Here is a 23334-nt window from a genome sequence, read left to right as displayed (position 1 = left end):
CTACTTCTCCTCGGAACCGGCGGGGCGGGTGTGGGTGACGGCGGGTTCGTTCCCACCGAGCAGCAGATACAGAACGGCCATCCGGATGGAGACTCCGTTTGCGACCTGCTCGACGACGGTGCAGCGCTCGGAGTCGGCGACCTCGGCGGTGATCTCCATGCCGCGGACCATCGGGCCGGGGTGCATCACGATGGCGTGCTCCGGCATCTTCGCCATGCGGTCGCCGTCGAGGCCGTAGCGCCGCGAGTACTCACGCTCGGTCGGGAAGAACGCGGCGTTCATGCGCTCGCGCTGCACGCGCAGCATCATCACCGCGTCGGACTTGGTGAGGGTGGAGTCGAGGTCGTACGACACCTCGCAGGGCCAGGTCCCGACACCCACCGGCACCAGCGTGGGCGGCGCGACGAGGGTGACCTCGGCGCCCAGCGTGTGCAGCAGGTCGACGTTGGAGCGGGCGACCCGGCTGTGCAGGACGTCGCCGACGATCGTGATCCGCTTGCCGGACAGGTCCTGCCCTATCCCGGCGTCCCGCCCGACCAGGCGGCGGCGCATGGTGAACGCGTCGAGCAGGGCCTGGGTGGGGTGCTGGTGGGTGCCGTCGCCGGCGTTGATGACGGCCGCGTCGATCCAGCCGGAGTTGGCGAGGCGGTAGGGAGCGCCGGAGGCTCCGTGCCGGATGACCACGGCGTCGACGCCCATGGCCTCCAGGGTCTGGGCGGTGTCCTTCAGGGACTCGCCCTTGGAGACGCTCGACCCCTTGGCGGTGAAGTTGATGACGTCGGCGGACAGGCGCTTCTCGGCGGCTTCGAAGGAGATGCGCGTGCGCGTGGAGTCCTCGAAGAAGAGGTTGACGATCGTGCGGCCGCGCAGGGTCGGCAGTTTCTTGATCGGCCGGTCGGCGACCCGGGCCATCTCCTCGGCGGTGTCGAGGATCAGGACGGCGTCGTCGCGGGTGAGGTCGGCGGCCGAGATGAGATGACGCTGCATCTGTCAGGCTCCGTAAGGCAGTTCAGGTTTTGGGAGGCCGGGGGTCTGGGGGTGTCCCCCAGAGAGCACAGCCGGGCAGACGGGCTCGCGCAGAGCGCACGGAACAGGCGTACGGCGGTGACGTACGCACGCGTGCTACTGCTGCTCGCCCGGGGCGGCCGGCTTCGCACCGAGCAGCACGGTGTCGCGACCGTCCTCCTCGGCGAGCTGGACCTTGACCGTCTCCCGCAGCGACGTGGGGAGGTTCTTGCCGACGTAGTCGGCGCGGATGGGCAGTTCGCGGTGACCGCGGTCGACGAGGACCGCGAGCTGCACCGCGCGCGGACGCCCGATGTCGTTCAGGGCGTCGAGGGCCGCGCGGATGGTGCGGCCGGAGAAGAGCACGTCATCGACGAGGACGACCAGCCGGCCGTCGATGCCGTCACCGGGGATGTCGGTCCGGGCCAGCGCACGCGGCGGATGCATGCGCAGGTCGTCCCGGTACATGGTGATGTCGAGAGAACCCACCGGGATCTTGCGGTCGGTGATCTCCTCCAGCTTGGCGGCGAGCCGCTGGGCGAGGAAGACCCCTCGGGTCGGAATGCCGAGGAGCACCACGTCGTCGGCGCCCTTGGCGCGCTCGACGATCTCGTGGGCGATGCGGGTCAACACCCGCGCGATGTCGGGGCCTTCGAGAACCGGCCGCGCATCGGACGCCGGAATTCCGGACGTGTCCTGCTTGTCCATAAGAAACGGACCTCCTTCTCCGCCTCACGGGACGGACCTTAAAGGACGTCGGATTTGCGCCATCCACGGTAGCAGGCCCCGACGACGCCCCTGATCACCCCCATGGCGTAATCGGCCACCGCGGCCACGGAAGAGTCGGTGTGGACCATTCGGCTTGACGCAGAAGAGTCACGCTGCGTAACCTCACAGTGAGTTACCAGACGCGCGGCTCGGAACCTCTTCGACCGCGTCGACACAGTGTCCGGGGAGCTATATGTCCAGCGAATACGCCAAACAGCTCGGGGCCAAGCTCCGGGCCATCCGCACCCAGCAGGGCCTTTCCCTCCACGGTGTCGAGGAGAAGAGTCAGGGACGCTGGAAGGCGGTCGTGGTCGGTTCGTACGAGCGCGGCGACCGTGCCGTGACCGTACAGCGCCTCGCCGAACTGGCGGATTTCTATGGGGTCCCGGTGCAGGAGCTCCTGCCGGGCACCACCCCGGGCGGCGCCGCCGAGCCGCCGCCGAAGCTGGTCCTGGACCTGGAGCGGCTGGCGACCGTGCCGGCCGAGAAGGCGGGCCCGCTGCAGCGCTATGCGGCGACGATCCAGTCGCAGCGCGGTGACTACAACGGCAAGGTGCTGTCGATCCGCCAGGACGACCTGCGCACACTCGCCGTCATCTACGACCAGTCCCCCTCGGTCCTCACCGAGCAGCTGATCAGCTGGGGCGTGCTGGACGCGGACGCGCGCCGCGCGGTCGCCCACGAAGAGGTCTGACGTCGTCCGACAGCCCTTGAGGGCGCTGAGCAGAAACGTGCCGCCGGGGTGGCCGGAACTTCACGGTTCCGGCCACCCCGGCGGCTTTCTGCGGCCTTCGATGGCCTCGCAGGCACGGGAACGCCAGGGGGCCCGCAGCAGTCACGCTGCGGGCCCCCTGGCGATGTCTGCCTCTTTCGACCCGTGCAACAGGTCGTTACGCCTCGTCCCGGCGCAGTGAGGGCTTCAGCTCCTTGAGACGGCCGAGCAGGCCGTTGACGAATGCGGGCGACTCGTCCGTGGAGAACTCCTTCGCCAGCTGCACCATCTCGTCCAGCACGACGGCGTCCGGGATCTCGTCGGCCCAGATCAGTTCGTAGGCGCCGAGACGCAGGACGTTGCGGTCCACGACCGGCATCCGGTCGAGCGTCCAGCCGACCGAGTACTGCGCGATCAGCTCGTCGATGCGCTTCGCGTGCTTCGCGTAGCCCTCGACCAGCTGCATCGTGTACTCGCTCACCGGCGGCTGCCGGGTGTCGTCCCGGGACAGCCGGATCCAGTCCGCGAGGACCGTCAGGACATCGGCGCCGCGCTGGTCGCCCTCGAAGAGGATCTGGAAGGCGCGCTTGCGGGCCGTGTTGCGGGCAGCCACGGTTAGCTGTTCACCCGGCCGAGGTAGTCGCTCGTACGGGTGTCGACCTTGATCTTCTCACCGGTGGTGATGAAGAGCGGGACCTGGATCTGGTGGCCGGTCTCCAGCGTGGCGGGCTTGGTGCCGCCGGTGGAGCGGTCGCCCTGCAGGCCCGGCTCGGTCTCCTGGACGACGAGCTCGACGGCGGCCGGGAGCTCCACGAAGAGCACCTCGCCCTCGTGCTGCGCGACGGTGGCCGTGAAGCCCTCGATGAGGAAGTTGGCGGCGTCGCCGACAGCCTTGCGGTCGACCATGAGCTGGTCGTAGGTCTCCATGTCCATGAAGACGAAGTACTCGCCGTCCATGTACGAGAACTGCATGTCGCGCTTGTCGACAGTGGCCGTCTCGACCTTGACGCCGGCGTTGAACGTCTTGTCGACGACCTTGCCGGAGAGCACGTTCTTCAGCTTGGTGCGCACGAAGGCCGGGCCCTTGCCGGGCTTGACGTGCTGGAACTCGACGACGGACCACAGCTGGCCGCCTTCGAGCTTGAGCACCAGGCCGTTCTTGAGGTCGTTCGTGGAAGCCACGGTTGCGGAATCTCCTGGACTGACGTGGACGACCCCGGGACGCGCGCCCGGCTCATTGCTAGAGCGCGAGCAGCTCCTTGGTCGTGATGGTGAGTAGCTCGGGTCCGCCGTCCGCCTCGGGGCGGACGACGAGCGTGTCATCGATCCGGACGCCGCCCCGGCCCGGGAGGTGAACCCCCGGTTCGACGGTGACCGGCACGCAAGCGTCCAGTTTACCCATGGCCGCGGGGGCCAGCTGCGGGTCCTCGTCGATTTCGAGCCCCACGCCGTGCCCCGTCAGGGCCGGGAGCCCCTCCGCGTACCCCGCGGAATCCAGCACCTGACGTGCGGCGCGGTCCACATCGCGGCAGGCCGCGCCGGGCACCAGCGCCTCCCGTCCGGCGCGCTGGGCGGCAAAGACGAGGTCGTACAGGTCGATCTGCCAGTCCGCCGGGGACGTGCCGATGACGAAGGTGCGGCCGATCTCGCAGCGGTAGCCGCGGTAGGCGGCGCCCAGACAGACGGAGAGGAAGTCGCCCTCCTCGACGCGGCGGTCGGTGGGCCGGTGAGCGCGTCTGCCGGCGTTGGGGCCGGTGGCGACGGAGGTCGGGAAGGCGGGGCCGTCCGCGCCGTGGTCGACGAGTCGGCGCTCCAGCTCGAGCGCGAGATGCCGTTCCGTGCGGCCGACGAGGATGGACTCCAGGAGCTCACCGAGGGCCTGATCGGCGATTTCGGCGCCGATGCGCAGGCAGGAGATCTCCTCCTCGTCCTTGACGACCCTGAGCTGCTCCACGGCTCCGCCGAGGTCGGTGAGGCGCAGCCGCGGGACGACCGAGCGGATCTCCCGGTGCCGGGCCACCGTGAGGTGGTGTTCCTCCACGGCGAGGGTGTCGGCGCGCTGGGCCTCGGCGAGGTCGGCGGCGGCGACCGCCGGATCACCCGCGCTGCCGGGCAGGGTCTGCACGCGCAGCGCCTCGTCCGGCCGGCCCTCGGCGGGGCGGTCGTCCGGCGGGCCGGCGCAGAGCAGCAGATCGTCGGTCTTGCCCAGGAGCAGGACGGCGCCCCGCGGGGCGGTGCCCGCGAGGTAGCGGACATTGGCGGGCCGCGAGATCAGCGCGGCCTGGCTGCCGCCGGCCTTGCAGCGGTCTCGCAGCCTTGCTCGGCGGAGTGCGTACACCTCTGACATGAGATGAGCGTAGGAGCGGTGGGGGATTTGTGCCGGTTGGGGTGCCGATTGGGGGATGGAGGTGCGGCCGGCTGTTGTCTGCCGGGTGCGGGCCGGTGGGGTTTCTCGCGCCCCCGCGGCGGAGCCGCATATCGATACAGCCCCGCCCCCCTGGAAAGGCTGCAGTCCCCCTGGTCACCAGTTCGGGGGGCTGGCGATCGACCTTGCCAGTACGTCGTCCAGGACCCTTGCCGTCTGGGGGACGTCCAGTTGGCTGTTGTCGATGATCGGGAGGCCCGAGCCGTACCAGCCCGCCATGCGGCCGTGGATGCGGGCGACCTCCTCGTCGGTGAGACGGCGGTTGCCGGAGCGTTCCGCGTTGCGTTCCAGGACGATCTCCAGGCCCGGGAGGAGGACCACCGGGAGGAGACCGGGGCCCACATGGCGCTTCCAGCCTCCGAGGCCGACGACCGGGCGGTCGGGGAAGACGGCGTCGTCGAGGATGCAGGAGATGCCGTTGGCCAGGAAGTTCCGGGCGGCGAAGCCGCAGGTGCGGCGGGCCAGGCGGTACTGCGCCTCCGAGTGGTCGTTCCACCCCGACTGGGGGTCCGCGAAGCCGGAGCGGACCCACTCTCGTACGTCGTCGAGGCTGATGTGGGCGGTGGGGACCCGGCGGTGGTCCGCCCAGTACTTGGCGACGCTCGTCTTGCCTGCGCCCGCGGGGCCGATGAGCAGCACAGCGAGGGTCGTGGCGGCGAGGTCGGGCGCGGTGGTGGCGGGCGGCGCGCTGGGCATCGCGACGGGACCGCCCGGTGGCAGCGGGACATGGCCGGTGGTGTCCGGGGCCGGGGCGTGCTGCGGTGCGGGCGGGACCGGGGGCGAGGGTACCTGCGGGTAGCCCGGTGCCGGGGGCGGCGGGGGCACGGGGGCGGAGCCCTGGTGCGGACCCGCCTGGTGCGGACCCGCCTGGTGCGGACCCGGCTGGTGTGCGGCCGGCGACCAGCCTCCGGCCGGTCCGTGCCCCGGCTGATGGGGCGGCGGCAGCGGAGAACCCACTGCGTGCTGCATCCGGTGCCACTCCGTCTCGTACAGGCAATTGGCGCTGGCAGCGGGGCCCGAGGCCCGCTCCCTACCGAACGGTACCTGCCCCGGCCGCCGTTTGGTGAACGGCCGGGGACGGCCCGAAGTGCCCATGTCCGTAAGGCAAATCGGGCGGATGACACTCCGGCGGACCTACTGGCCCACTTCGCCGTAGGCGGCCAGCAGGACGGCCGGGTCGGGGCTCTCCAGGACGGTCGGCTTGGCCAGGCCGTCCAGGACGATGAAACGCAGCAGGTCCCCGCGGGACTTCTTGTCGACCTTCATCGTCTCCAGCAGCTTGGGCCACTGGTCGTAGCGGTAGTGGAGGGGGAGGCCGACGGATTCGAGGATCGTGCGGTGGCGGTCTGCCGTGGCGTCGTCCAACCGCCCTGCCAGGCGCCCGAGTTCGGCGGCGAAGTGCATGCCGACCGAGACCGCGGCGCCGTGCCGCCACTTGTAGCGTTCGTTCTTCTCGATGGCGTGGCCCAGAGTGTGCCCGTAGTTGAGGATCTCCCTGAGGCCCGCCTCCTTCAGGTCGGTCGAGACGACCTCGGCCTTGACCCTGATGGAGCGCTCGATGAGCTCCGCGGTGTGCGGGCCGGACGGAGTGCGAGCGGCCTGCGGGTCGGCCTCGATCAGCTCCAGGATGGCGGGGTCGGCGATGAAGCCGGCCTTGATGATCTCGGCGAGCCCGGAGACGTAGTCGTTGACCGGCAGCGAGTCCAGCGCCGCCAGGTCGCACAGCACACCGGCGGGCGGGTGGAAGGCGCCGACGAGGTTCTTGCCCTCGGCGGTGTTGATGCCGGTCTTGCCGCCGACCGCGGCGTCCACCATGGCCAGCACGGTGGTCGGGATCGCGATCCAGCGCACTCCGCGCAGCCAGGTGGCGGCCACGAACCCGGCGAGGTCGGTGGTGGCACCGCCGCCCACGCCGACGATGACGTCGGTGCGGGTGAACCCGGACTGGCCGAGCGCCTTCCAGCAGTAGGCGGCGACCTCGGCGGTCTTGGCCTCCTCCGCGTTCGGCACCTGGATGGCGACGGCCTCGAAGCCCTGCCCGGCCAGGTCGGCACGGAGCGCGTCACCGGTCTCGGCGAGCGCCTCGGGGTGGACGACGGCGACCCGCTTGGCCTTGTCGCCGATCAACCCGCCGAGCTCGCCCAGGAGTTGACGGCCCACCAGAACCTCGTAGGGGTCGCTGCCCGCGCTCCCGCCGACCTGGATCCGGGTGACTGCCTCGCTCATGCTTCCTTCAACTCCAGTGCGTCCAGGGCGACTTGGGTGACTTCTTCGGGCGTACGGCCGTCGGTGGCCACGACTGCCGTGGCCACCTCCTCGTACAGCGACCGCCGTGCCTCCATCAGCTCGCGCCACTGCTTGCGCGGGTTGACCGCGAGCAGCGGGCGGGCCGCGTTCAGCCCGGTGCGCTTGACGGCCTCCTCGACGTCCATCGAGAGGTAGACGACCCGCTGTCCGGCCAGCAGGGCGCGGGTGTCGGCGTCAAGGATGGAGCCGCCGCCCAGGGCGAGGACACCGTCGTGCTCGGCCAGCGCCTTGTGCACGGCGGCCTTCTCGATCGCCCGGAAGGCCGGTTCGCCCTCGTCGACGAAGATCTCCGCGATCGAGCGGCCCTGCTCGGCCACGATGTCGTCGTCGGTGTCCCGGTAGGCCACGCCGAGCCGCTCGGCCAGCAACCGCCCGACGGTGGACTTGCCCACACCCATCGGACCGACCAGCACCACCTGCACAGCGCTCACCGGATGGCCAGGTTGTCGAGGTAGGACTGCACGTTGCGGCGGGTCTCGGTGACCGAGTCGCCGCCGAACTTCTCCGCCACCGCGTCCGCCAGCACCAGCGCCACCATGGCCTCCGCGACGATGCCGGCGGCCGGCACCGCGGACACGTCGGAGCGCTGGTGGTGCGCCTGCGTCGCCTCACCGGTGGTCACGTCGACGGTCTGCAGGGCGCGCGGCACGGTCGCGATCGGCTTCATGGCGGCGCGCACCCGCAGCAGTTCACCGGTGGTCAGACCGCCCTCGGTGCCACCCGAGTGGCCGGAGGTGCGCTTGATGCCCTCGGGCGTGCCCACGATCTCGTCGTGCGCCTTGGAGCCGGGCACCCGTGCCAGCTCGAACCCGTCGCCGATCTCGACGCCCTTGATCGCCTGGATGCCCATGAGGGCGCCGGCGAGGCGGGCGTCCAGCTTGCGGTCCCAGTGCACATGCGAGCCCAGGCCGACGGGGACGCCGTAGGAGAGGATCTCGACGACGCCACCGAGGGTGTCGCCGTCCTTGTGGGCCTGGTCCACCTCGGCCACCATCGCCTTCGACGCATCCGCGTCGAGGCAGCGCAGCGGATCGGCGTCCAGCTTCTCGACGTCGGCCGGCGTCGGGTACACACCCTGCGGGGCCTTCACGGAGCACAGCTCGACGACATGGCTGACGATCTCGATGCCGGCCGTCTCCTTCAGGTACGACCGGGCCACCGCGCCCAGCGCCACCCGGGCCGCCGTCTCCCGCGCCGAGGCACGCTCCAGGATCGGCCGGGCCTCGTCGAAGCCGTACTTCTGCATGCCCGCGAGATCCGCGTGGCCGGGACGCGGACGGGTCAGCGGGGCATTGCGGGCCAGGCCCGCGAGAATCTCCGGGTCGATGGGATCGGCCGCCATGACCTGCTCCCACTTGGGCCACTCGGTGTTGCCCACCATGATCGCGACCGGGGAACCGAGCGTGAGGCCGTGCCGCACACCGCCGAGGAAGGTGACCTCGTCGCGCTCGAACTTCATGCGCGCACCGCGTCCATAACCGAGCCGGCGCCGGGCCAGGTGGTCCGCCACCATCTCCGTGGTGATCGGCACACCGGCGGGAAGACCCTCCAGCGTCGCCACGAGTGCGGGACCGTGGGACTCCCCCGCGGTCAGCCAGCGCAACCTGCTCAACGGTGCTCCTCAGTCGCTCGCGCCCTGGTACTGCCCTGCGTACGCGCGTCCTCGCGTACGGCGACGGCGCGACCAGGTGCGCGGCCCTGGCCCGCCATCCCCGATCCTCCCACGTCCGGGCGACGGGTCCGATCCGAGTCCGACAAACGGACAGATCAGCCCAGCTGGGCGGCCTCGCGCATGGCGGCGAGCGGGGAGCGCGGGTCGCCGGTGAACTGGCGGAACTGGAAGACCGCCTGGTGCACCAGCAGATCGAGGCCGCTGAGTACCTGCCCGCCTCGCTGCTGCCAGGCGGCGGCGAGCGGGGTGGGCCAGGGTTCGTAGAGCACGTCGAAGAGGGTGCCGACCTGTGCGGGGACCTGCGCGGCCCATTCGTCGGTGCCCCCGGCAGGGGTGGTCGAGATGACCAGGGGCGCTTCGAAGGCCCGTACCGCTTCCGTCCAGTCGGCCGGGCGCACCTGCACGCCGAGCCGCTCGCCCCACTGCCGCATCTCGTCCGCGCGCCGCTCGCTGCGCACGTACACCGTGACCTCGCCGGAGCAGATCCGGGCGAGCGCGGCCAGGGCCGAGGAAGCGGTGGCGCCGGCGCCCAGGATCGCCGCCGACTCGGCCTTCTCCACGCCCCGCTCGTGCAGCGCCGCCACCAGGCCGGGGATGTCGGTGTTGTCGCCGACCTTCCGCCCGTCGGGCCGGAACACCACGGTGTTGACCGCCTCCACAGAAGCCGCCGTGTCGGTGATCTCGTCGAGCAGCGGGATCACCGCCCGCTTCAGCGGCATGGTCAGCGACAGCCCCGCCCACTCAGGGCCGAGCCGCGCGAAGAACCCGGGCAGCGCGGCCTCGTCGATCTCGAACCTGTCGTACGACCAGCCGTCCAGGCCGAGCGCCCGGTACCCCGCGTTGTGCAGCTGCGGGGACAGGGAGTGGGCGATGGGCGAGCCGAGCACGGCCGCCCTTCGGGGCGCAGTCATCAGTTCTTTTTCCTCGACGCATTGAATTCGTCGACCAGCTTGTTGTGCTCGGCGAGCGTCTTGGTGAACCTGCTGGTCTTGCCGTCCAACGAGATGAAGTAGTACCAGCCGTCGTGCGTCGGGTCGAGCGCGCCCTTGAGGGCCAGCTCACCGGGGTTGTCGATCGGGCCGGGCGGCAGCCCCTTGACGTAGTACGTGTTGTACGGGTTGTTGTACTTCCGCAGCTCGGCGATGCTCAGGTCGATCTTGGTCTGGTTCTTGATGTAGTTGTACGTGGAGTCGAACTCCAGCGAACCGTAGGTCTCGGGGTTCCCCGGCTTGAGGCGGTTGTAGACGACCTCGGCCATCTTGCGGAAGTCGTCGTGGCTGGTGCCCTCGGCCTGCGCCAGGCTCGCCACGGTGAGCAGCTGCCAGGGGCTGTCGAGGCCGAGGCTCTTCGCCTTCTTCGTGAGGCCGAGTTCCTCGTACTTGTCGTTGGCCCGCGTGACCATGTCCTTCAGGACGTCCTCGGGCTTCTGGCCCTTGCTGACCGCGTAGCTGGAGGGATAGAGGAATCCTTCCAGCGGATCCTTCACGTTCGGGTGGTTCAGCGCCCAGGAGGGCAGGCCGAGGCTCTTGTAGTCCTGCTGCGCGACCTTGGCCGTGGTGCCCGTGGCGACGCCGAGACGACTGTCGATCTGCTGGTAGATCTGCGAGTTGCGCAGGCCCTCGGCGAGGACCAAATTGCTGCGGCTCTTCGGGCTGAGCATCAGTTCGACCGCGCTCGCGGCCGACATGTGCTTCTCCAGCGTGTAGACGCCGTCCTGGATCTTCTTGCCGTCGGGGTTCGCCTGCTGCGCGGAGACGAACGCGTCGACGCTCTCGACGACCCCTTTTTCCTTGAGCTCGCGCCCGATCACATAGCCGCCCGCTCCCTTGGGGATGGTGACCATGACCTTCTGGCCGTTTCCGTCACCCGCGTAGTCGGCCGACGGGCCGAAACGATCCTTGTAGAAGTGGTAGCCGAAGTAGCCGACCCCGGCGGTGCCTCCGGCGAAGATCACGACCAGCACGAGGCAGGCGCAACCGCTGCGGCGCTTCTTGGGCTTCTTGCCGCCGCGGGCCTTGCGGCCGGCGCGCGGGTCGTCGTCCTCGTCCTCGTCGTCTTCGCCACCGGCGAAGAAGGCGTGTTCTCCCTGGTCGGGACCCGGGTCCCAGTCGGTCTGCGGCGGCTCGGGCTCCGCCTGCCGGCGGCCGGGCGGCTCGGGCGGTGGGTACGCGTCGGGCGTGCCGTAGTAGTCGTGCTGCTCGCCGCCGTACGCGCCTGCCTGCTGGGCATACGGGTCCGAGGGATCCGTGTACTGGACATGCGTGTGCGTGCCGTTGCCCCAGCCGGCCTGGTCGTACGACTGCTGCTGGCCCTGACCTGCGTAGTACTGCTGGTCATAGCCCTGGTACTGCTGCTGCGGGTACTGCTGCGCCTGACCGTATGCGGACTGTTCGCCGTGGCCCCAGTCACCGTAGTGCTGCTGCTGCGGCTGCTCCGGATAGTGCTCTGGCTGGCCGCCGTAGGGGGACTGCGGGCCCGCCTGGGCCTGCTGTCCGCCCCATCCGTCGTTCCCGTACAACGGGTCCTCCGGATGCCACGGTTCGGAGCCTGGGCCCCGGCCATACTCAGTCATCGATCCCCTAGAGCCGCGAGGCGGCGGTCACGCGGCTTTCGGCCGGGTTCCGTCCCGCCTCTTGCTGTGCAGCCGCTGTTCGAACAGCGGCGCAGACGCGCGGAACGTTACCGTATCGCGATCAGATGACCACTTCGACGCCCTCGCCGGGTGCTTTACCTGACACCCGTTCGGATTCGAGGGCCTGCTGGAGGATGATCACAGCGGCTGCCTGGTCGATGACCGAGCGGCCCTTCTTCGACTTCACGCCCGAGGCGCGCAGTCCCTGACTGGCCGTCACCGTGGTCATCCGCTCGTCCACGAGCCGGACCGGGACGGGGGCGATGCCCTTCGCGAGCTCCTGTGCGAAGCCGCGAACCTTTACCGCCGCCGGGCCCTCGCCCCCCTTGAGGGAGCGAGGGAGGCCGACGACGACCTCGATCGGCTCGTATTCCTCGACGAGTTGCTTGAGCCGTCGGTGGGCTGCCGGGAGGTCCCGGCCGGGGACCGTCTCCACCGGGGTGGCGAGGATCCCGTCGGGGTCGCACGAGGCGACCCCGATGCGGGCGTCCCCGACGTCGACGGCGAGTCGACGTCCTCTGCGCATCGTCACTTCGCGGTGTCCGTGACCAGCCGCTCGACGGCGTCCACGGCCTCGCCGATCGCGGCCGGGTTCTGGCCGCCGCCCTGGGCGACGTCCGGCTTGCCGCCACCGCCGCCGCCGAGGGTCTTGGCGGCCGTGCGGACCAGGTCGCCGGCCTTGAGACCGCGCTCGCGGGCGGCCTCGTTGGTGGCGATGACCGTCAGCGGCTTGCCGTTGTTGACCGTGAACAGGGCGACCACGGCGGCGCGTCCGCCCTGGATGCGGCCGCGCACGTCGAGGACCAGCTTGCGCAGGTCGTCGGGGGTCGTGCCGTCCGGGACCTGGCCGGTGACCACGGCGACGCCTCGGATGTCCTTGGCGGACTCCACGAGACCGGCGGCGGCCTGCAGCACCTTCTCGGCGCGGAACTTCTCGATCTCCTTCTCGGCGTCCTTCAGCTTGCCGAGCATCGAGGAGACCTTCTCCGGCAGCTCCTCCGGCCGGCCCTTGAGCAGCTCGGTCAGCTGGTTGACGACCGTGTGCTCACGGGCGAGGAAGCTGTAGGCGTCGACGCCGACCAGGGCCTCGATACGGCGGACACCCGAACCGATCGACGACTCGCCGAGCAGCTTGACCAGGCCGAGCTGGGCGGTGTTGTGCACGTGCGTGCCGCCGCACAGCTCCTTGGAGAAGTCGCCGATGGTCACCACGCGGACGCGCTCGCCGTACTTCTCGCCGAACTCGGCGATGGCGCCCTGCTTCTTGGCCTCGTCGATGCCCATGACGTCGGCGCGGACGTCGAGGTCACGGGCGAGCACCTCGTTGATCTTCTGCTCGACGTCGGTCATCACGGCCGTGGGCACGGCCGACGGCGAACCGAAGTCGAAGCGGAAGCGGCCGGGCTGGTTCTCGGAACCGGCCTGGGCGGCCGTCGGGCCGAGCGCGTCACGCAGCGCCTGGTGGGTGAGGTGCGTGGCGGAGTGGGCGCGGGCGATGGCCTTGCGGCGACGGGCGTCGATGGAGGCGACGGCCTTGGCACCGACGGTGACCTCGCCGACCTGGACGACGCCCTTGTGGACGTAGACGCCCGGGACCGGCTTCTGGCAGTCGCGGATCTCGATGACGGCACCGGAGTCGACCTTGATACGGCCGGTGTCGCCGATCTGGCCGCCGCCCTCTGCGTAGAACGGGGTACGGTCGAGGACGATCTCGACCTCGTCGCCCTCGGTGGCGGCCGGCGAGGAGGCACCGTCGACGAGGATGCCGACGATGGTGGACTCGCCCTCGGTGTCGCTGTAGCCGATGAACTCGGTCTCGCCGGTCTTGTCGGCGATCTCACGGTAGGCACCGGCACCGGCGTGGCCGGTCTTCTTGGCCTGGGCGTCGGCCTTGGCGCGCTCCCGCTGCTCCTTCATCAGGCGGCGGAAGCCGTCCTCGTCCACGGAGAGGCCCTGCTCGGCGGCCATCTCCAGGGTGAGGTCGATCGGGAAGCCCCAGGTGTCGTGGAGCAGGAACGCCTTGTCGCCGGGCAGGACCGAGGAGCCGGAGGCCTTGGTCTCGGTGACGGCGGTGTCGAGGATGTTGGTGCCGGCCTTGAGGGTCTTGAGGAAGGCGTTCTCCTCGGCGACGGCGACCTTCTCGATGCGCTCGCGGTCGGTGACCAGCTCCGGGTACTGCTGGCCCATCATGCCGATCACGGTGTCGATGAGGTCCAGGACGACCGGGCCGGTGGCACCGAGCAGGCGCATGTTGCGGATGGCGCGGCGCATGATGCGGCGCAGGACGTAGCCACGGCCCTCGTTGCCGGGGGTGACGCCGTCGCCGATGAGCATCACGGACGTACGCATGTGGTCGGTGACCACGCGCAGGGAGACGTCCGAGTCGTGCGCGTCGCCGTACTCGACGCCGGTCAGCTCAGTGGCCTTCTTGATGACGGCCATGGAGGTGTCGATCTCGTACATGTTCTGCACGCCCTGCAGAATCATCGCGAGACGCTCCAGGCCGAGGCCCGTGTCGATGTTCTTGCTGGGGAGCTCGCCGAGGATCTCGAAGTTGTCCTTGCCGATGCCCTCGCCGCGCTCGTACTGCATGAAGACGAGGTTCCAGATCTCCACGTACCGCTCGTCGTTGACGGCGGGGCCGCCCTCGACGCCGAACTCGGGGCCGCGGTCGTAGTTGATCTCGGAACACGGGCCGCAGGGACCGGGGACGCCCATGGACCAGTAGTTGTCCTTCATGCCGAGGCGCTGGATGCGCTCCTTGGGCACGCCGACGACCTCGTGCCAGATGCGCTCGGCCTCGTCGTCGTCCTTGTAGACGGTGATCCAGAGCTTCTCCGGCTCCAGGCCGTAACCACCCTTGTCCTGGGGCGTGGTGAGCAGCTCCCAGGCGTACGTGATGGCGCCTTCCTTGAAGTAGTCGCCGAAGGAGAAGTTGCCGCACATCTGGAAGAACGTGCCGTGGCGGGTGGTCTTGCCGACCTCTTCGATGTCCGGTGTGCGTACGCACTTCTGCACGCTGGTGGCGCGCGGGAAGGGCGGCTTGACCTCACCCAGGAAGTAGGGCTTGAAGGGCACCATGCCGGCCGGGACCAGGAGCAGAGTCGGGTCGTCCGCGATGAGCGACGCCGAAGGGACGACGGTGTGACCGCGCTCCTCGAAGAAGCTCAGCCAGCGGCGGCGAATCTCGGCCGACTCCATCAGTGGTCCTCATTCCGGTTGTACGAGTTGTTCGAGTACGTCTGGTACGTCGAGCCCTCGACGTACTTCGGGCTGTTGCGGTTCTCGATGGCGGGGTAGCGCCGGGGCGCGGGGAGTTCGGGGGCCGCGTTGATACCGAGGGCCTCCCCCAGCTCCTCCTCCCGCAGGGCCATGTTGTCCCGGACGTCCAGCGCGAAGCCGACCGCGCGGTCCTTGAGCCGGTGACCGGCCTCGATCGCCTTGTTGGCCGCGGAGGCCGCAAGGTTCTCGGGGGTCAGCTGCTTCAGCTTGCGATTGACCTTGGTGGTGGCCCACACACCGGCGGCGACGCCCGTGGTGAACCAGAACGTACGACGGAACATCGCTGGTCTCAGTCCCTCTTCCCACGGAGGTTTCGCTTGCCCCGCCGCGCGGCCGGGACGGTCCGGCCCACGATCACGGTACGCCTGGACTCCTTGGCGGGCACGTCGTCCCGGCGGGCGCCCAGGGCCCGGCGGACGCCGTAGCCGAACGCCGCGACCTTGACCAGGGGGCCGCCGAAGGTGGAGGCGACGGTGGTCGACAGCGCCGACGCGTTCGACGTGACCTCCTGGACGTCCGTGGCGATCGCGTCGACCCGGTCGATCTGGGTCTGCGCGGAGCGCACCGCCGCGGAGGCGTCGGCCAGCAGCGGGACGGCCTGGTCGGTCACGTCCGCCACCAGCTTGGTGGTCGCCTTGAGCGTCTGGGCCACCCTCGCCAGCGCGACGGCGAGGAAGGAGACCAGGATCGCCCAGAAGACGGCCACCAGGATCCCGGCCACCTCTCCACCGGACACCACGCGCACCCGCTCCCTGGAACATGCCTGAACATCGAAAAGTCGTAGCCGAGCCTATCGCGCCGGGGACGGGGCTCCGCACCGGATTACCGTCAGCGCGCTGCCGAGTTGCGCGAAGCGATTGTACGGACTGAATACGGGTCAGTACGCTCCGCATTCCATGCGGGATCACCAGCGCGGCGGCGGCTCCGTGCACGGCAATCTCCCCCTGGAGCTCGTTGCGTTCGTCGGACGCTCGGCCGAACTCGCCGGGCTGGAGGGGGCGCTCGCGCGGCTCGGCCGGTGGCGGTGACGGGTGCGGGCGGGGTCGGCAAGTGGTTGGCAAGTCACGGCTCGCGGGGCGGGCGGCCGTGCGGTGCGCGCCGCGCGACGGGGTGCGGCGGGTGGAGTTGGCACCGGTGCGCGATCCGGAGTCCGTCGACTACGCCGTCGTGGAGGCGGTGGGGCTGACCGACCACACGACGCGGCAGCCGCGCGAGACGCTGCTCGCGCTCCCCCCTTGCCTTAAGGGCATGGGAGGTACCCCCACCGCCGAGCGTCAACTCCTGCTCGTGATCGACGGGTTCGAGCATCTGGTGCAGGCGTGTGCCGGTCTGGTGGGCGAGTTGCTCGGGGGGCTGCCCGGGCTGCGGGTGCTCGCCGTGGGGCGCGGGCCGCTGGGCGTGGCGGGTGAGCGGGTGTTTCCGCCGACGCCGCTGGGCGAGGACGAGGCGGTCGGGCTGTTGCTGAGCCGGGCGGCCGAGCGGGGTCCGGCGGTGGCGGACGGGCCGGAGGTACGGGAGGTGTGCCGGCGCCTGGACGGCATCCCGCTCGCCGTGGAGCCGGCCGCGGGCCGGCTGCGGACGCGATGGGCTGCCCCGCCATCGGACCCTGCGGCCGGCCATCGGCCGGAGCCCGACGGCGTGCGTGCACATGCACGAACCCGCCGCCTCCCGCGCCCACAGGGGCGGGGAGACGGCGGGCTGAGGTGGTGCTACCGCCTGCTGGTGATCAGCGGGCGTAGTACTCGACGACGAGCTGCTCGTCGCAGATCACCGGGATCTCCTTGCGGTTCGGCTCACGGTCCAGGCGGAACGCCAGGGCCTTGAGGTTCACCTGGAGGTAGCGCGGGGTCTCGCCCTCGGGGGCGAAGCCGCCCTCACGGGCGATGGAGAAGAGGGTCTTCTCGCGGCTGCGCTCACGGACCATCACGACGTCGTCGGGACGGACACGGAAGGAGGGCTTGTCGACCTTCTGGCCGTTGACCTCGATGTGGCCGTGCACGACCATCTGACGGGCCTGGTAGATGGTGCGGGCGATGCCCGAACGCAGGACCAGGGCGTCGAGACGGCGCTCGAGCTCGATGATCAGGGCCTCACCGGTCTTGCCCTGGACCTTGGAGGCACGCTCGTAGGCGCGGACGAGCTGGCGCTCGGACACGTCGTACTGCGCGCGCAGACGCTGCTTCTCGAGCAGACGGACCTTGTAGTCCGAGTTCTGCTTGCGGCCGCGGCCGTGCTCACCCGGCGGGTAGGGGCGGGCCTCGAAGTACTTGACGGCCTTCGGGGTCAGCGCGATGCCGAGGGCACGCGACTTCTTGACCTTGGGGCGGGACTGGTTCGCCACAATCTCTCATTTCTCAGTGTTCGGCTTGTCAGAGTTGAGGGAGGTCGCATCCGCAGCCGGGGAAACCCCCGGGTCCGTTGCCGGGCCTGGTGGGCAGCCGCTCCCCTGGTCTGGGCACATATGTGCAGCACGCGAGTGGCCCACCGACCGGTCCCGCCATGCGACGAGTGGTGGTGGGCTGCCCGCGACACCATTCGAACGGTGCGCGACGCTCCTGGAGTCCGGTCCGGGGACCGGGCTCCGGCTGACCGTCCCGTTCTGACTGCACGGGACACAGCACTCCGACGGAGTCTACAGGGCGCTCAGGACCGCTTGCGACCGAGGTGCTGTCTGGTCCATTCGACCGCGTCCGCGTACCGGGCCTCGGCCCCGTGTCTGGTCGGGGTGTAGTACTCGCGGTCCTTGAGGGCGTCCGGGGCGTACTGCTGCTCGGCGATGCCCTCCGCCAGGTCGTGCGGATACACGTACCCCTGCGCGTGCCCCAGCTTGGCGGCGCCCTTGTAGTGCCCGTCGCGCAGATGCGGGGGCACCGGGCCCGCCAGCCCCTTGCGTACGTCTTCCATGGCGGCGCCGATCGCCGTCGTCGCGGCGTTCGACTTCGGGGCCAGGGCGAGGGCGATGGTGGCGTGGCTGAGGGTGAGGGCGGCCTCGGGGAAACCGATCATGGCGACGGCCTGGGCGGCAGCCACGGCTATGGGCAGCGCGTTGGGGTCGGCCAGGCCGATGTCCTCGCTGGCGGAGATCATGAGGCGGCGGGCGATGAAGCGGGGGTCCTCGCCGGCCTCGATCATGCGGGCCAGGTAGTGCAGCGCGGCGTCCACGTCGGAGCCGCGGATGGACTTGATGAGGGCGCTGGCGACGTCGTAGTGCTGGTCGCCGTCGCGGTCGTACTTCACCGCCGCCCGGTCGACGGTCTCCTCCAGGGTCGTCAGGGAGACCTCCGTCTCACCCTTGTCGAGGGCGGCTCCTGCGGCCGCTTCCAGCGCGGTCAGGGCGCGGCGGGCGTCACCGCCGGCGATGCGCAGAAGGTGGTCCTGGGTGTCCTCGGGGAGGGTGACGGCGTCCTTCAGGCCGCGCTCGTCGCTCAGCGCGCGCTTGAGCAGCCCCCGGACGTCGTCGTCGGTGAGGGGTTCGAGGGTGAGGAGGAGGGAGCGGGACAGGAGCGGGGAGATCACCGAGAAGTACGGGTTCTCCGTGGTCGCCGCGATCAGGGTCACCCAGCGGTTCTCGACCGCCGGGAGGAGGGAGTCCTGCTGGGCCTTGCTGAAGCGGTGGATCTCGTCGAGGAAGAGGACGGTCTCCTTTCCGAAGCCGCCCGTGGCCCGGCGGGCGCCGTCGATGACCGCGCGGACCTCCTTGACGCCCGCAGTGATCGCCGAGAGTTCGACGAAGCGCTTGTTGGTGGCCTTGGAGACGACGTACGCCAGGGTCGTCTTTCCGGTGCCCGGCGGGCCCCAGAGGATCACCGAGGACGGTCCCGCCGGCCCGCCCGCGCCCTCGCCGACCAGGCGGCGCAGGGGCGAACCGGGCTTCAGCAGGTGCTGCTGGCCCACCACCTCGTCGAGGGTGCGCGGGCGCATCCGCACCGCCAGGGGACTGCCGGTCGGGTCCTTCTCCTGGCGTTCTTCTGCGGCTGCGGTGAACAGGTCGGGCTCCACGTCCAAAACCCTAAATCACCGGACTGACAATCCCCTCGGCCCCGGGAAGCCCGGGGCCTCGAAGCCGGGGCTCAGCTGGTCCAGAAGTCCCACCAGCGGGTCAGCACCAGCATGCCGATGATGCCGACGTGCAGCACGGGCAGCACCCAGGTGAACTCGCCGAAGAAGCTCTTCAGCCAGCGCGGGGCGGGCAGGAAGCCGTGGCGGATGTTGAACGAGGTCACGTACCAGAACATGGTGATCGTCGCGACCCAGGCCAGGGAGCACCACAGGCACAGCGCGTTGATGCGGTACAGCGACTGGAACTGCAGCCAGGTGCAGAAGCCGACGCCGAAGAGCGTGCCGAAGTTGAAGGTGAGCCAGTACCAGCGCGGGAAGCGGGCGCGGGCCAGCAGGCTCATGCCGACGCAGATGACGATGCCGTAGCAGACCAGGCCCAGCATCGGGTTGGGGAACCCGAAGGCGGCGGCCTGCTTGGACTCCATCACGCTGCCGCAGGAGACGACCGGGTTGAGGCTGCAGCCCGGGGTGAACGTCTTGCCCTCGACCTTGGCCTCGAGCAGCTTGAACTTGTCGATCGTGATGACCCACGCGGCGAGCAGACCGGCCGCGCCCGTGATGATCAGCAGCAGGGCGAAGGCCCGGCTGCCGCCCACGGTGCGTGATCCCTCGGGGCCCCGGTCCCCGGCGGGTCCGGGCTCGGTGGAGACGTCTTTGAGTGTGGTCTTGCTCATCACGCCGATTCCGTCTGCTTGAGAGTTGGACCTTCTTCGGGCAGGGGCCATTGTGCCGCACTAAGGCCACTGTCCACCGTTCGGTGGACATAAGGAAGTACGCACGGTCGTCCCGGAGCGTTCGGTTCCGGCCGAGGCTGAACGGCATGACAGCACACGGAGACGAACTCGCGGTGGACGTACGGGGGCTGCGCAAGCAGTACGGGGACGTGACCGCGGTGAACGGCATCGATCTGGGCATTCGGCGTGGCGAGGTGTTCGGCCTGCTGGGGCCCAACGGCGCCGGCAAGAGCACCACGGTGGAGATCCTCCAGGGCAACCGCAGCCGGGACGCGGGCGAGGTCTCGGTACTCGGCTCGGACCCGGCGACCGGCACGCGCGCGTGGCGGTCGCGTGTCGGGATCGTCTGGCAGGACGAATCGGCGCCCGCCGAGTTGACGGTCCGCGAGACCGTACGGCACTTCGCCCGCTACTACCCGGCACCGCGCGACCCGGAGGAGGTCATCGGCCTGGTGGGGCTGGAGGCGAAGGCGGGCAGCCGGATCAAGGCGCTCTCCGGAGGCCAGCGCCGCCGCCTCGATGTCGCCCTGGGGGTGATCGGCGACCCCGAGCTGCTGCTCCTGGACGAGCCGACGACCGGTTTCGACCCGGCGGCCCGGCGGCAGTTCTGGGACCTGATCCGGCTGCTGTCCGACGAGGGCACGACGATCCTGCTGACCACGCACTACCTGGAGGAGGCGGAGGCGCTCGCCGACCGGCTCGCCGTCGTCGCCAAGGGGCGGGTCGTCGCCGAGGGGGATCCCGCCGCCCTGCGGGAGCGGTACGGCACGGAGGCCACCGTCGAGTGGACCGAGCCGGACGGCGTCACCCGCACCGAGCGCACCGCCACCCCGACCAGGACGGTCGCCGAGCTCATGCACCGCTTCGACGGCGAGATCCCGGGCCTCAGGGTGGCCCGCCCCACCCTGGAGGACGTCTACCTCCGGCTGACCGGGCAGGAGGACGCGCGATGACCACGACCGCCGTACGGACCAGGGCCGAGACGCCCGCTCAGCGGCTGCCGGGAGCCTGGGGGCTGGGCCTGCGCCGCGGCGCGCTGGAGATCAAGCAGTTCTTCCGGCAGCGCGACCAGGTGGTGTTCACATTCGCGTTCCCGGTCGTGTTCCTGTTCCTGTTCGCGTCGATCTTCCACGACGACGTCCACGGCTCCGGCGTCACCGCCTCCCAGCTGTACGTTCCCGCGATGATGGCCTCCGGCATCATGTCGACCAGCTTCCAGTCGCTGGGCATCTCGATCGCGGTCGAACGGGACGAGAAGGTGCTGCGCCGACTGCGCGGCACACCGATGCCTCCGTCGGCGTACTTCCTGGGCAAGATCTGGCTGGTTCTGTTCACCGGTGTCGTGGAGACGGCGATCCTCCTCCTCGTCGGCACCACCCTGTACGGCGTCGACCTGCCGTCGGACGCGTCCCGGTGGTTCGACTTCGCCTGGATCTTCGTCCTGGGGCTGACCGGGTGCGCGCTGCTCGGCATCGCGATCAGCTCGGTGCCCAAGTCGGCGAAGAGCGCGAGTTCGGTGGTCGTACTCCCCTTCCTGGTGCTGCAGTTCATCTCCGGGGTCTACATCTCCGTCGACACCATCCCGGACTGGATGCTGAACATCGGGGCCCTGTTCCCGCTGAAGTGGCTGTGCCAGGGTCTTCGGGGCGTGTTCCTGCCGGATTCCGCGCGGGTCCTGGAGCAGGCCGGGAGCTGGGAGTTCGGGAAGGTCGCGCTGGTGCTGGCCGCCTGGTGCGTCGGAGGATTGGTGCTGTGTCTGCTGACCTTCCGCTGGAAGACCCGGCGCGACGGATGAACCGTCCGGGCGCGGCCCGCGAGGAGCACGCCTGGGACCGGACGATCCGGCTCTGGGACGGCTACTTCGCGGTCGCCTGGGCGGCCACCCTCGCCTTCGTGCTCAACGCGGCCCACCCGGACTCGCCCGTCCGGATGGCCGCCGCGGCCCTGCTGGTCCCCCTCGTGCCCTGGTACGTGGCGGTGGGGCGCCCGCTCCTCCAGGAGGACCCACCGGAGCAGGGCCGGGCACTGCGCTATCTCGGCGGGGCGATGGCGCTGTTCCTGCCGTCGGCTGTGCTGGTGGGCGAGACGCGGCTGATGGCGTTCGCACTGATCCCGCAGTGCTTCATGACGCTGCACACGCGGTGGTCCCTGGTGGCCGTCACCGTGATCAACCTGGTGCCGGTCGCGGGCTGGGCACTGCTGTGGCGGCCCAACGGGGAGGACCTGTTCGGCAACTTCCTCTTCTCCGTCGTCACCCTCGTCTTCTCCGTGGTCATCGGCAGCTGGACCATCCGCATCATCGAACAGAGCATGGAACGGGCCAACCTGATCGCCGAACTCGACGCCAGCCGTCACGAGATCTCCCGCCTCTCGGCCGCGCACGGCGCCCTCGCCGAACGCGAGCGGATGGCCCGCGAGATCCACGACACCCTCGCGCAGGGCTTCACCAGCCTGCTGATGCTGATCCAGGCGGTGGAGGCCGAACTCGACCACGACGTCCCGCAGGCCCGCCGCCATCTGGCGCTGATGGACGAGACGGCCCGGCAGAACCTCGCCGAGGCCCGCGCCCTGGTGGCCGGTGCCGCGCCCGCCGACCTCGACGGCAGCTCCCTCCCGGACGCCCTGCGCCGCCTGGCCGCCCGTCACGAGGCGACGCTGGAGGTGAAGGGCCGCGTGCGCCCGCTGCCCGCCGCTCCGGAGGTGGTGGCCCTGCGCTCCTGCCAGGAGGCTCTGGCCAACGCCCGTAAGCATGCGGGGAGTTCGGCGGCGGTGGGCATCGCGCTGGCGTACTCCGACGAAGCGCTCACCGTGTCCGTACGGGACGACGGCTGCGGCTTCGACCTCGGCGCCCCCTGCGACGGCTATGGTCTGGCGGGGCTGCGCGCCCGGGCCGGCGAGGTCGGCGGAACGGCTCAGATCCGCAGCGCACCGGGCGACGGCACGACGGTGACGGTCAGGCTGCCCGTATCACTGCCCGTATCACCGCCCGTGTCACCGGGGAGGAGCTCATCGTGATCCGGATCGTCCTGGCCGACGACCACCCCGTCGTACGGGAGGGTCTACGGGCGATGCTCAGCGCCGAGCCGGACCTGGACGTCGTCGCCGACGCGGCGAGCGGTCCGCAGGCGGAGGCGCTCGCGGCCGAACTCCGGCCCGACATCGTGCTGATGGATCTGCGGATGCCGGGCGGCGGGGGCGTGGACTCGATCGTGCGGATGGGCGAGGCGGGGCTGCCGTGCCGGGTGATCGTCCTGACGACGTACGAGACGGACCGGGACATCCTGCGGGCGGTGGAGGCCGGCGCGGCGGGCTATCTGCTCAAGGACATGCCGCGGGCGGAACTGGCGGAAGCGGTACGGGCGGCCGCGCGCGGCGAGACGGTGCTTGCTCCGTCGGTGGCGGCCCGGCTGGTCGACCAGCTGCGCACCAGGCCGGAGCGGCCGCGGCTGTCGGCGCGGGAGACCGCCGTGCTGCGGCTGGTGGCGGAGGGGTGCACGAACGCGGAGATCGGGCGGCGGCTGTTCATCGGCGAGTCGACGGTGAAGACCCATCTTCTGCGGGCCTTCGGGAAGCTGGGGGTGGACGACCGGACGGCGGCGGTGACGAGTGCGATGCGGTTCGGCCTCCTCGACTGAGTTTCCTCGCCCCCGCCGCCCCTTCCCATTCCCGTCCCCTGGGGGCTGCCGCCCCCAGACCCCCGCTTCGGCCTGAACGGCCTCGTCCTCAAACGCCGGACCG

The 23334-nt window shown here is 70.3% G+C and carries 23 protein-coding genes and 1 pseudogene; 6 read left to right on the top strand and 18 right to left on the bottom strand.

The window, feature by feature from the left end:
• Positions 1–987: an aspartate carbamoyltransferase catalytic subunit gene (locus tag ACWC1K_RS47385; RefSeq protein ID WP_450840063.1), complete on the bottom strand. Its 987-nt coding sequence runs from the start codon at positions 985–987 to the stop codon at positions 1–3.
• A gap of 135 nt (positions 988–1122) precedes the next feature.
• Positions 1123–1713, bottom strand: coding sequence for a bifunctional pyr operon transcriptional regulator/uracil phosphoribosyltransferase PyrR (gene pyrR / locus ACWC1K_RS47380; RefSeq protein ID WP_275774139.1), 591 nt, complete (start codon positions 1711–1713; stop codon positions 1123–1125).
• Positions 1714–1966: 253 nt separating this feature from the next.
• Here pyrR and bldD point away from each other — a divergent pair, with 253 nt between their 5' ends.
• Positions 1967–2467: a transcriptional regulator BldD gene (gene bldD, locus ACWC1K_RS47375; protein WP_030946861.1), complete on the top strand. Its 501-nt coding sequence runs from the start codon at positions 1967–1969 to the stop codon at positions 2465–2467.
• 196 nt (positions 2468–2663) lie between these two features.
• On the opposite strand, the gene nusB is transcribed toward bldD, so the two are convergent.
• From nusB to ACWC1K_RS47310, 13 genes are all read right to left on the bottom strand, one after another.
• The gene (nusB, locus tag ACWC1K_RS47370) at positions 2664–3098 is read right to left on the bottom strand and encodes a transcription antitermination factor NusB (protein ID WP_030946863.1); all 435 of its coding nucleotides are present in this window, start codon (positions 3096–3098) and stop codon (positions 2664–2666) included.
• A 2-nt stretch (positions 3099–3100) separates the two neighbouring features.
• Positions 3101–3667 (bottom strand): elongation factor P, encoded by a 567-nt coding sequence (gene efp / locus ACWC1K_RS47365; RefSeq protein ID WP_020117452.1) that lies wholly within the window; start codon positions 3665–3667, stop codon positions 3101–3103.
• A gap of 58 nt (positions 3668–3725) precedes the next feature.
• Entirely contained in the window at positions 3726–4832 is a 1107-nt protein-coding gene (locus ACWC1K_RS47360; RefSeq protein ID WP_450840061.1) for an aminopeptidase P family protein, read from the bottom strand.
• 174 nt (positions 4833–5006) lie between these two features.
• Positions 5007–5879, bottom strand: coding sequence for a Pro-rich N-terminal domain-containing protein (locus ACWC1K_RS47355; RefSeq protein WP_450840060.1), 873 nt, complete (start codon positions 5877–5879; stop codon positions 5007–5009).
• A gap of 165 nt (positions 5880–6044) precedes the next feature.
• Entirely contained in the window at positions 6045–7136 is a 1092-nt protein-coding gene (gene aroB, locus ACWC1K_RS47350; RefSeq protein ID WP_450840059.1) for a 3-dehydroquinate synthase, read from the bottom strand.
• Positions 7133–7615: a shikimate kinase gene (locus ACWC1K_RS47345; protein WP_351466903.1), complete on the bottom strand. Its 483-nt coding sequence runs from the start codon at positions 7613–7615 to the stop codon at positions 7133–7135. Before ACWC1K_RS47345 ends, aroB begins: the two co-directional genes overlap by 4 nt.
• A 29-nt stretch (positions 7616–7644) precedes the next feature.
• Positions 7645–8829, bottom strand: a complete 1185-nt coding sequence (gene aroC / locus ACWC1K_RS47340) for a chorismate synthase (protein WP_450840058.1) — start codon at positions 8827–8829, stop codon at positions 7645–7647.
• A gap of 155 nt (positions 8830–8984) precedes the next feature.
• On the bottom strand, positions 8985–9800 hold the full coding sequence (locus ACWC1K_RS47335; protein WP_450840057.1) for a shikimate dehydrogenase: 816 nt from the start codon (positions 9798–9800) through the stop codon (positions 8985–8987).
• The gene (mltG, locus tag ACWC1K_RS47330; RefSeq protein WP_450840056.1) at positions 9800–11461 is read right to left on the bottom strand and encodes an endolytic transglycosylase MltG; all 1662 of its coding nucleotides are present in this window, start codon (positions 11459–11461) and stop codon (positions 9800–9802) included. The genes ACWC1K_RS47335 and mltG overlap by 1 nt, the downstream gene beginning before the upstream one ends.
• 121 nt (positions 11462–11582) lie before the next feature.
• Positions 11583–12047 carry a Holliday junction resolvase RuvX gene (gene ruvX, locus ACWC1K_RS47325; protein ID WP_450840054.1) on the bottom strand — a complete coding sequence of 155 codons (465 nt, stop codon included), beginning with the start codon at positions 12045–12047 and terminating at the stop codon, positions 11583–11585.
• A 2-nt stretch (positions 12048–12049) separates the two neighbouring features.
• Complete coding sequence (gene alaS / locus ACWC1K_RS47320) at positions 12050–14722, bottom strand: alanine--tRNA ligase (protein ID WP_450840053.1); 2673 nt, start codon at positions 14720–14722, stop codon at positions 12050–12052.
• Positions 14722–15084, bottom strand: a complete 363-nt coding sequence (locus ACWC1K_RS47315) for a hypothetical protein (protein WP_115909344.1) — start codon at positions 15082–15084, stop codon at positions 14722–14724. The genes alaS and ACWC1K_RS47315 overlap by 1 nt, the downstream gene beginning before the upstream one ends.
• A gap of 8 nt (positions 15085–15092) precedes the next feature.
• Positions 15093–15539: a DUF948 domain-containing protein gene (locus ACWC1K_RS47310; RefSeq protein ID WP_351466611.1), complete on the bottom strand. Its 447-nt coding sequence runs from the start codon at positions 15537–15539 to the stop codon at positions 15093–15095.
• Positions 15540–15699: 160 nt separating this feature from the next.
• Here ACWC1K_RS47310 and ACWC1K_RS47305 point away from each other — a divergent pair.
• Positions 15700–16445, top strand: a pseudogene (locus ACWC1K_RS47305) (regulator); the annotation flags it as partial.
• 84 nt (positions 16446–16529) lie between these two features.
• On the opposite strand, the gene rpsD reads toward ACWC1K_RS47305, so the two are convergent.
• The 3 genes from rpsD to ACWC1K_RS47290 all read right to left on the bottom strand — a co-directional run bounded on the left by rpsD (position 16530) and on the right by ACWC1K_RS47290 (position 19536).
• Entirely contained in the window at positions 16530–17144 is a 615-nt protein-coding gene (gene rpsD, locus ACWC1K_RS47300) for a 30S ribosomal protein S4 (protein ID WP_015661793.1), read from the bottom strand.
• 302 nt (positions 17145–17446) lie between these two features.
• On the bottom strand, positions 17447–18802 hold the full coding sequence (locus ACWC1K_RS47295; RefSeq protein ID WP_450840051.1) for a replication-associated recombination protein A: 1356 nt from the start codon (positions 18800–18802) through the stop codon (positions 17447–17449).
• A gap of 71 nt (positions 18803–18873) precedes the next feature.
• Complete coding sequence (locus tag ACWC1K_RS47290) at positions 18874–19536, bottom strand: vitamin K epoxide reductase family protein (RefSeq protein WP_450840050.1); 663 nt, start codon at positions 19534–19536, stop codon at positions 18874–18876.
• A 146-nt stretch (positions 19537–19682) separates the two neighbouring features.
• Here ACWC1K_RS47290 and ACWC1K_RS47285 point away from each other — a divergent pair, with 146 nt between their 5' ends.
• From ACWC1K_RS47285 to ACWC1K_RS47270, 4 genes are read left to right on the top strand one after another with little or no spacing between them, the layout of a single operon-like run.
• A complete protein-coding gene (locus ACWC1K_RS47285) occupies positions 19683–20549 on the top strand; it encodes an ABC transporter ATP-binding protein (RefSeq protein WP_450840049.1) in 867 nt (288 codons plus the stop codon).
• Entirely contained in the window at positions 20546–21391 is an 846-nt protein-coding gene (locus ACWC1K_RS47280; RefSeq protein ID WP_450840047.1) for an ABC transporter permease, read from the top strand. Before ACWC1K_RS47285 ends, ACWC1K_RS47280 begins: the two co-directional genes overlap by 4 nt.
• Entirely contained in the window at positions 21388–22611 is a 1224-nt protein-coding gene (locus ACWC1K_RS47275) for a sensor histidine kinase (protein WP_450840075.1), read from the top strand. Before ACWC1K_RS47280 ends, ACWC1K_RS47275 begins: the two co-directional genes overlap by 4 nt.
• Positions 22608–23231, top strand: a complete 624-nt coding sequence (locus tag ACWC1K_RS47270; RefSeq protein WP_450840046.1) for a response regulator — start codon at positions 22608–22610, stop codon at positions 23229–23231. Before ACWC1K_RS47275 ends, ACWC1K_RS47270 begins: the two co-directional genes overlap by 4 nt.
• Positions 23232–23334 lie beyond the last annotated feature (103 nt).

It is taken from the genome of Streptomyces sp. NPDC001492 (assembly GCF_053597275.1).
Note: the sequence above shows the minus strand (reverse complement) of the source record. Positions and strands in the feature narration are given on the sequence as shown.

Bases quoted from the DNA above. Each gene is read 5' to 3' on its own strand.
- ACWC1K_RS47385 (WP_450840063.1), bottom strand. From the start codon at position 987: ATGCAGCGTCATCTCATCTCGGCCGCCGACCTCACCCGCGACGACGCC.
- pyrR (WP_275774139.1), bottom strand. From the start codon at position 1,713: ATGGACAAGCAGGACACGTCCGGAATTCCGGCGTCCGATGCGCGGCCG.
- bldD (WP_030946861.1), top strand. From the start codon at position 1,967: ATGTCCAGCGAATACGCCAAACAGCTCGGGGCCAAGCTCCGGGCCATC.
- ACWC1K_RS47360 (WP_450840061.1), bottom strand. From the start codon at position 4,832: ATGTCAGAGGTGTACGCACTCCGCCGAGCAAGGCTGCGAGACCGCTGC.
- ACWC1K_RS47355 (WP_450840060.1), bottom strand. From the start codon at position 5,879: ATGCAGCACGCAGTGGGTTCTCCGCTGCCGCCGCCCCATCAGCCGGGG.
- aroB (WP_450840059.1), bottom strand. From the start codon at position 7,136: ATGAGCGAGGCAGTCACCCGGATCCAGGTCGGCGGGAGCGCGGGCAGC.
- ACWC1K_RS47345 (WP_351466903.1), bottom strand. From the start codon at position 7,615: ATGGGTGTGGGCAAGTCCACCGTCGGGCGGTTGCTGGCCGAGCGGCTC.
- ACWC1K_RS47335 (WP_450840057.1), bottom strand. From the start codon at position 9,800: ATGACTGCGCCCCGAAGGGCGGCCGTGCTCGGCTCGCCCATCGCCCAC.
- mltG (WP_450840056.1), bottom strand. From the start codon at position 11,461: ATGACTGAGTATGGCCGGGGCCCAGGCTCCGAACCGTGGCATCCGGAG.
- ruvX (WP_450840054.1), bottom strand. From the start codon at position 12,047: ATGCGCAGAGGACGTCGACTCGCCGTCGACGTCGGGGACGCCCGCATC.
- alaS (WP_450840053.1), bottom strand. From the start codon at position 14,722: ATGGAGTCGGCCGAGATTCGCCGCCGCTGGCTGAGCTTCTTCGAGGAG.
- ACWC1K_RS47315 (WP_115909344.1), bottom strand. From the start codon at position 15,084: ATGTTCCGTCGTACGTTCTGGTTCACCACGGGCGTCGCCGCCGGTGTG.
- ACWC1K_RS47290 (WP_450840050.1), bottom strand. From the start codon at position 19,536: ATGAGCAAGACCACACTCAAAGACGTCTCCACCGAGCCCGGACCCGCC.
- ACWC1K_RS47285 (WP_450840049.1), top strand. From the start codon at position 19,683: ATGACAGCACACGGAGACGAACTCGCGGTGGACGTACGGGGGCTGCGC.
- ACWC1K_RS47280 (WP_450840047.1), top strand. From the start codon at position 20,546: ATGACCACGACCGCCGTACGGACCAGGGCCGAGACGCCCGCTCAGCGG.
- ACWC1K_RS47275 (WP_450840075.1), top strand. From the start codon at position 21,388: ATGAACCGTCCGGGCGCGGCCCGCGAGGAGCACGCCTGGGACCGGACG.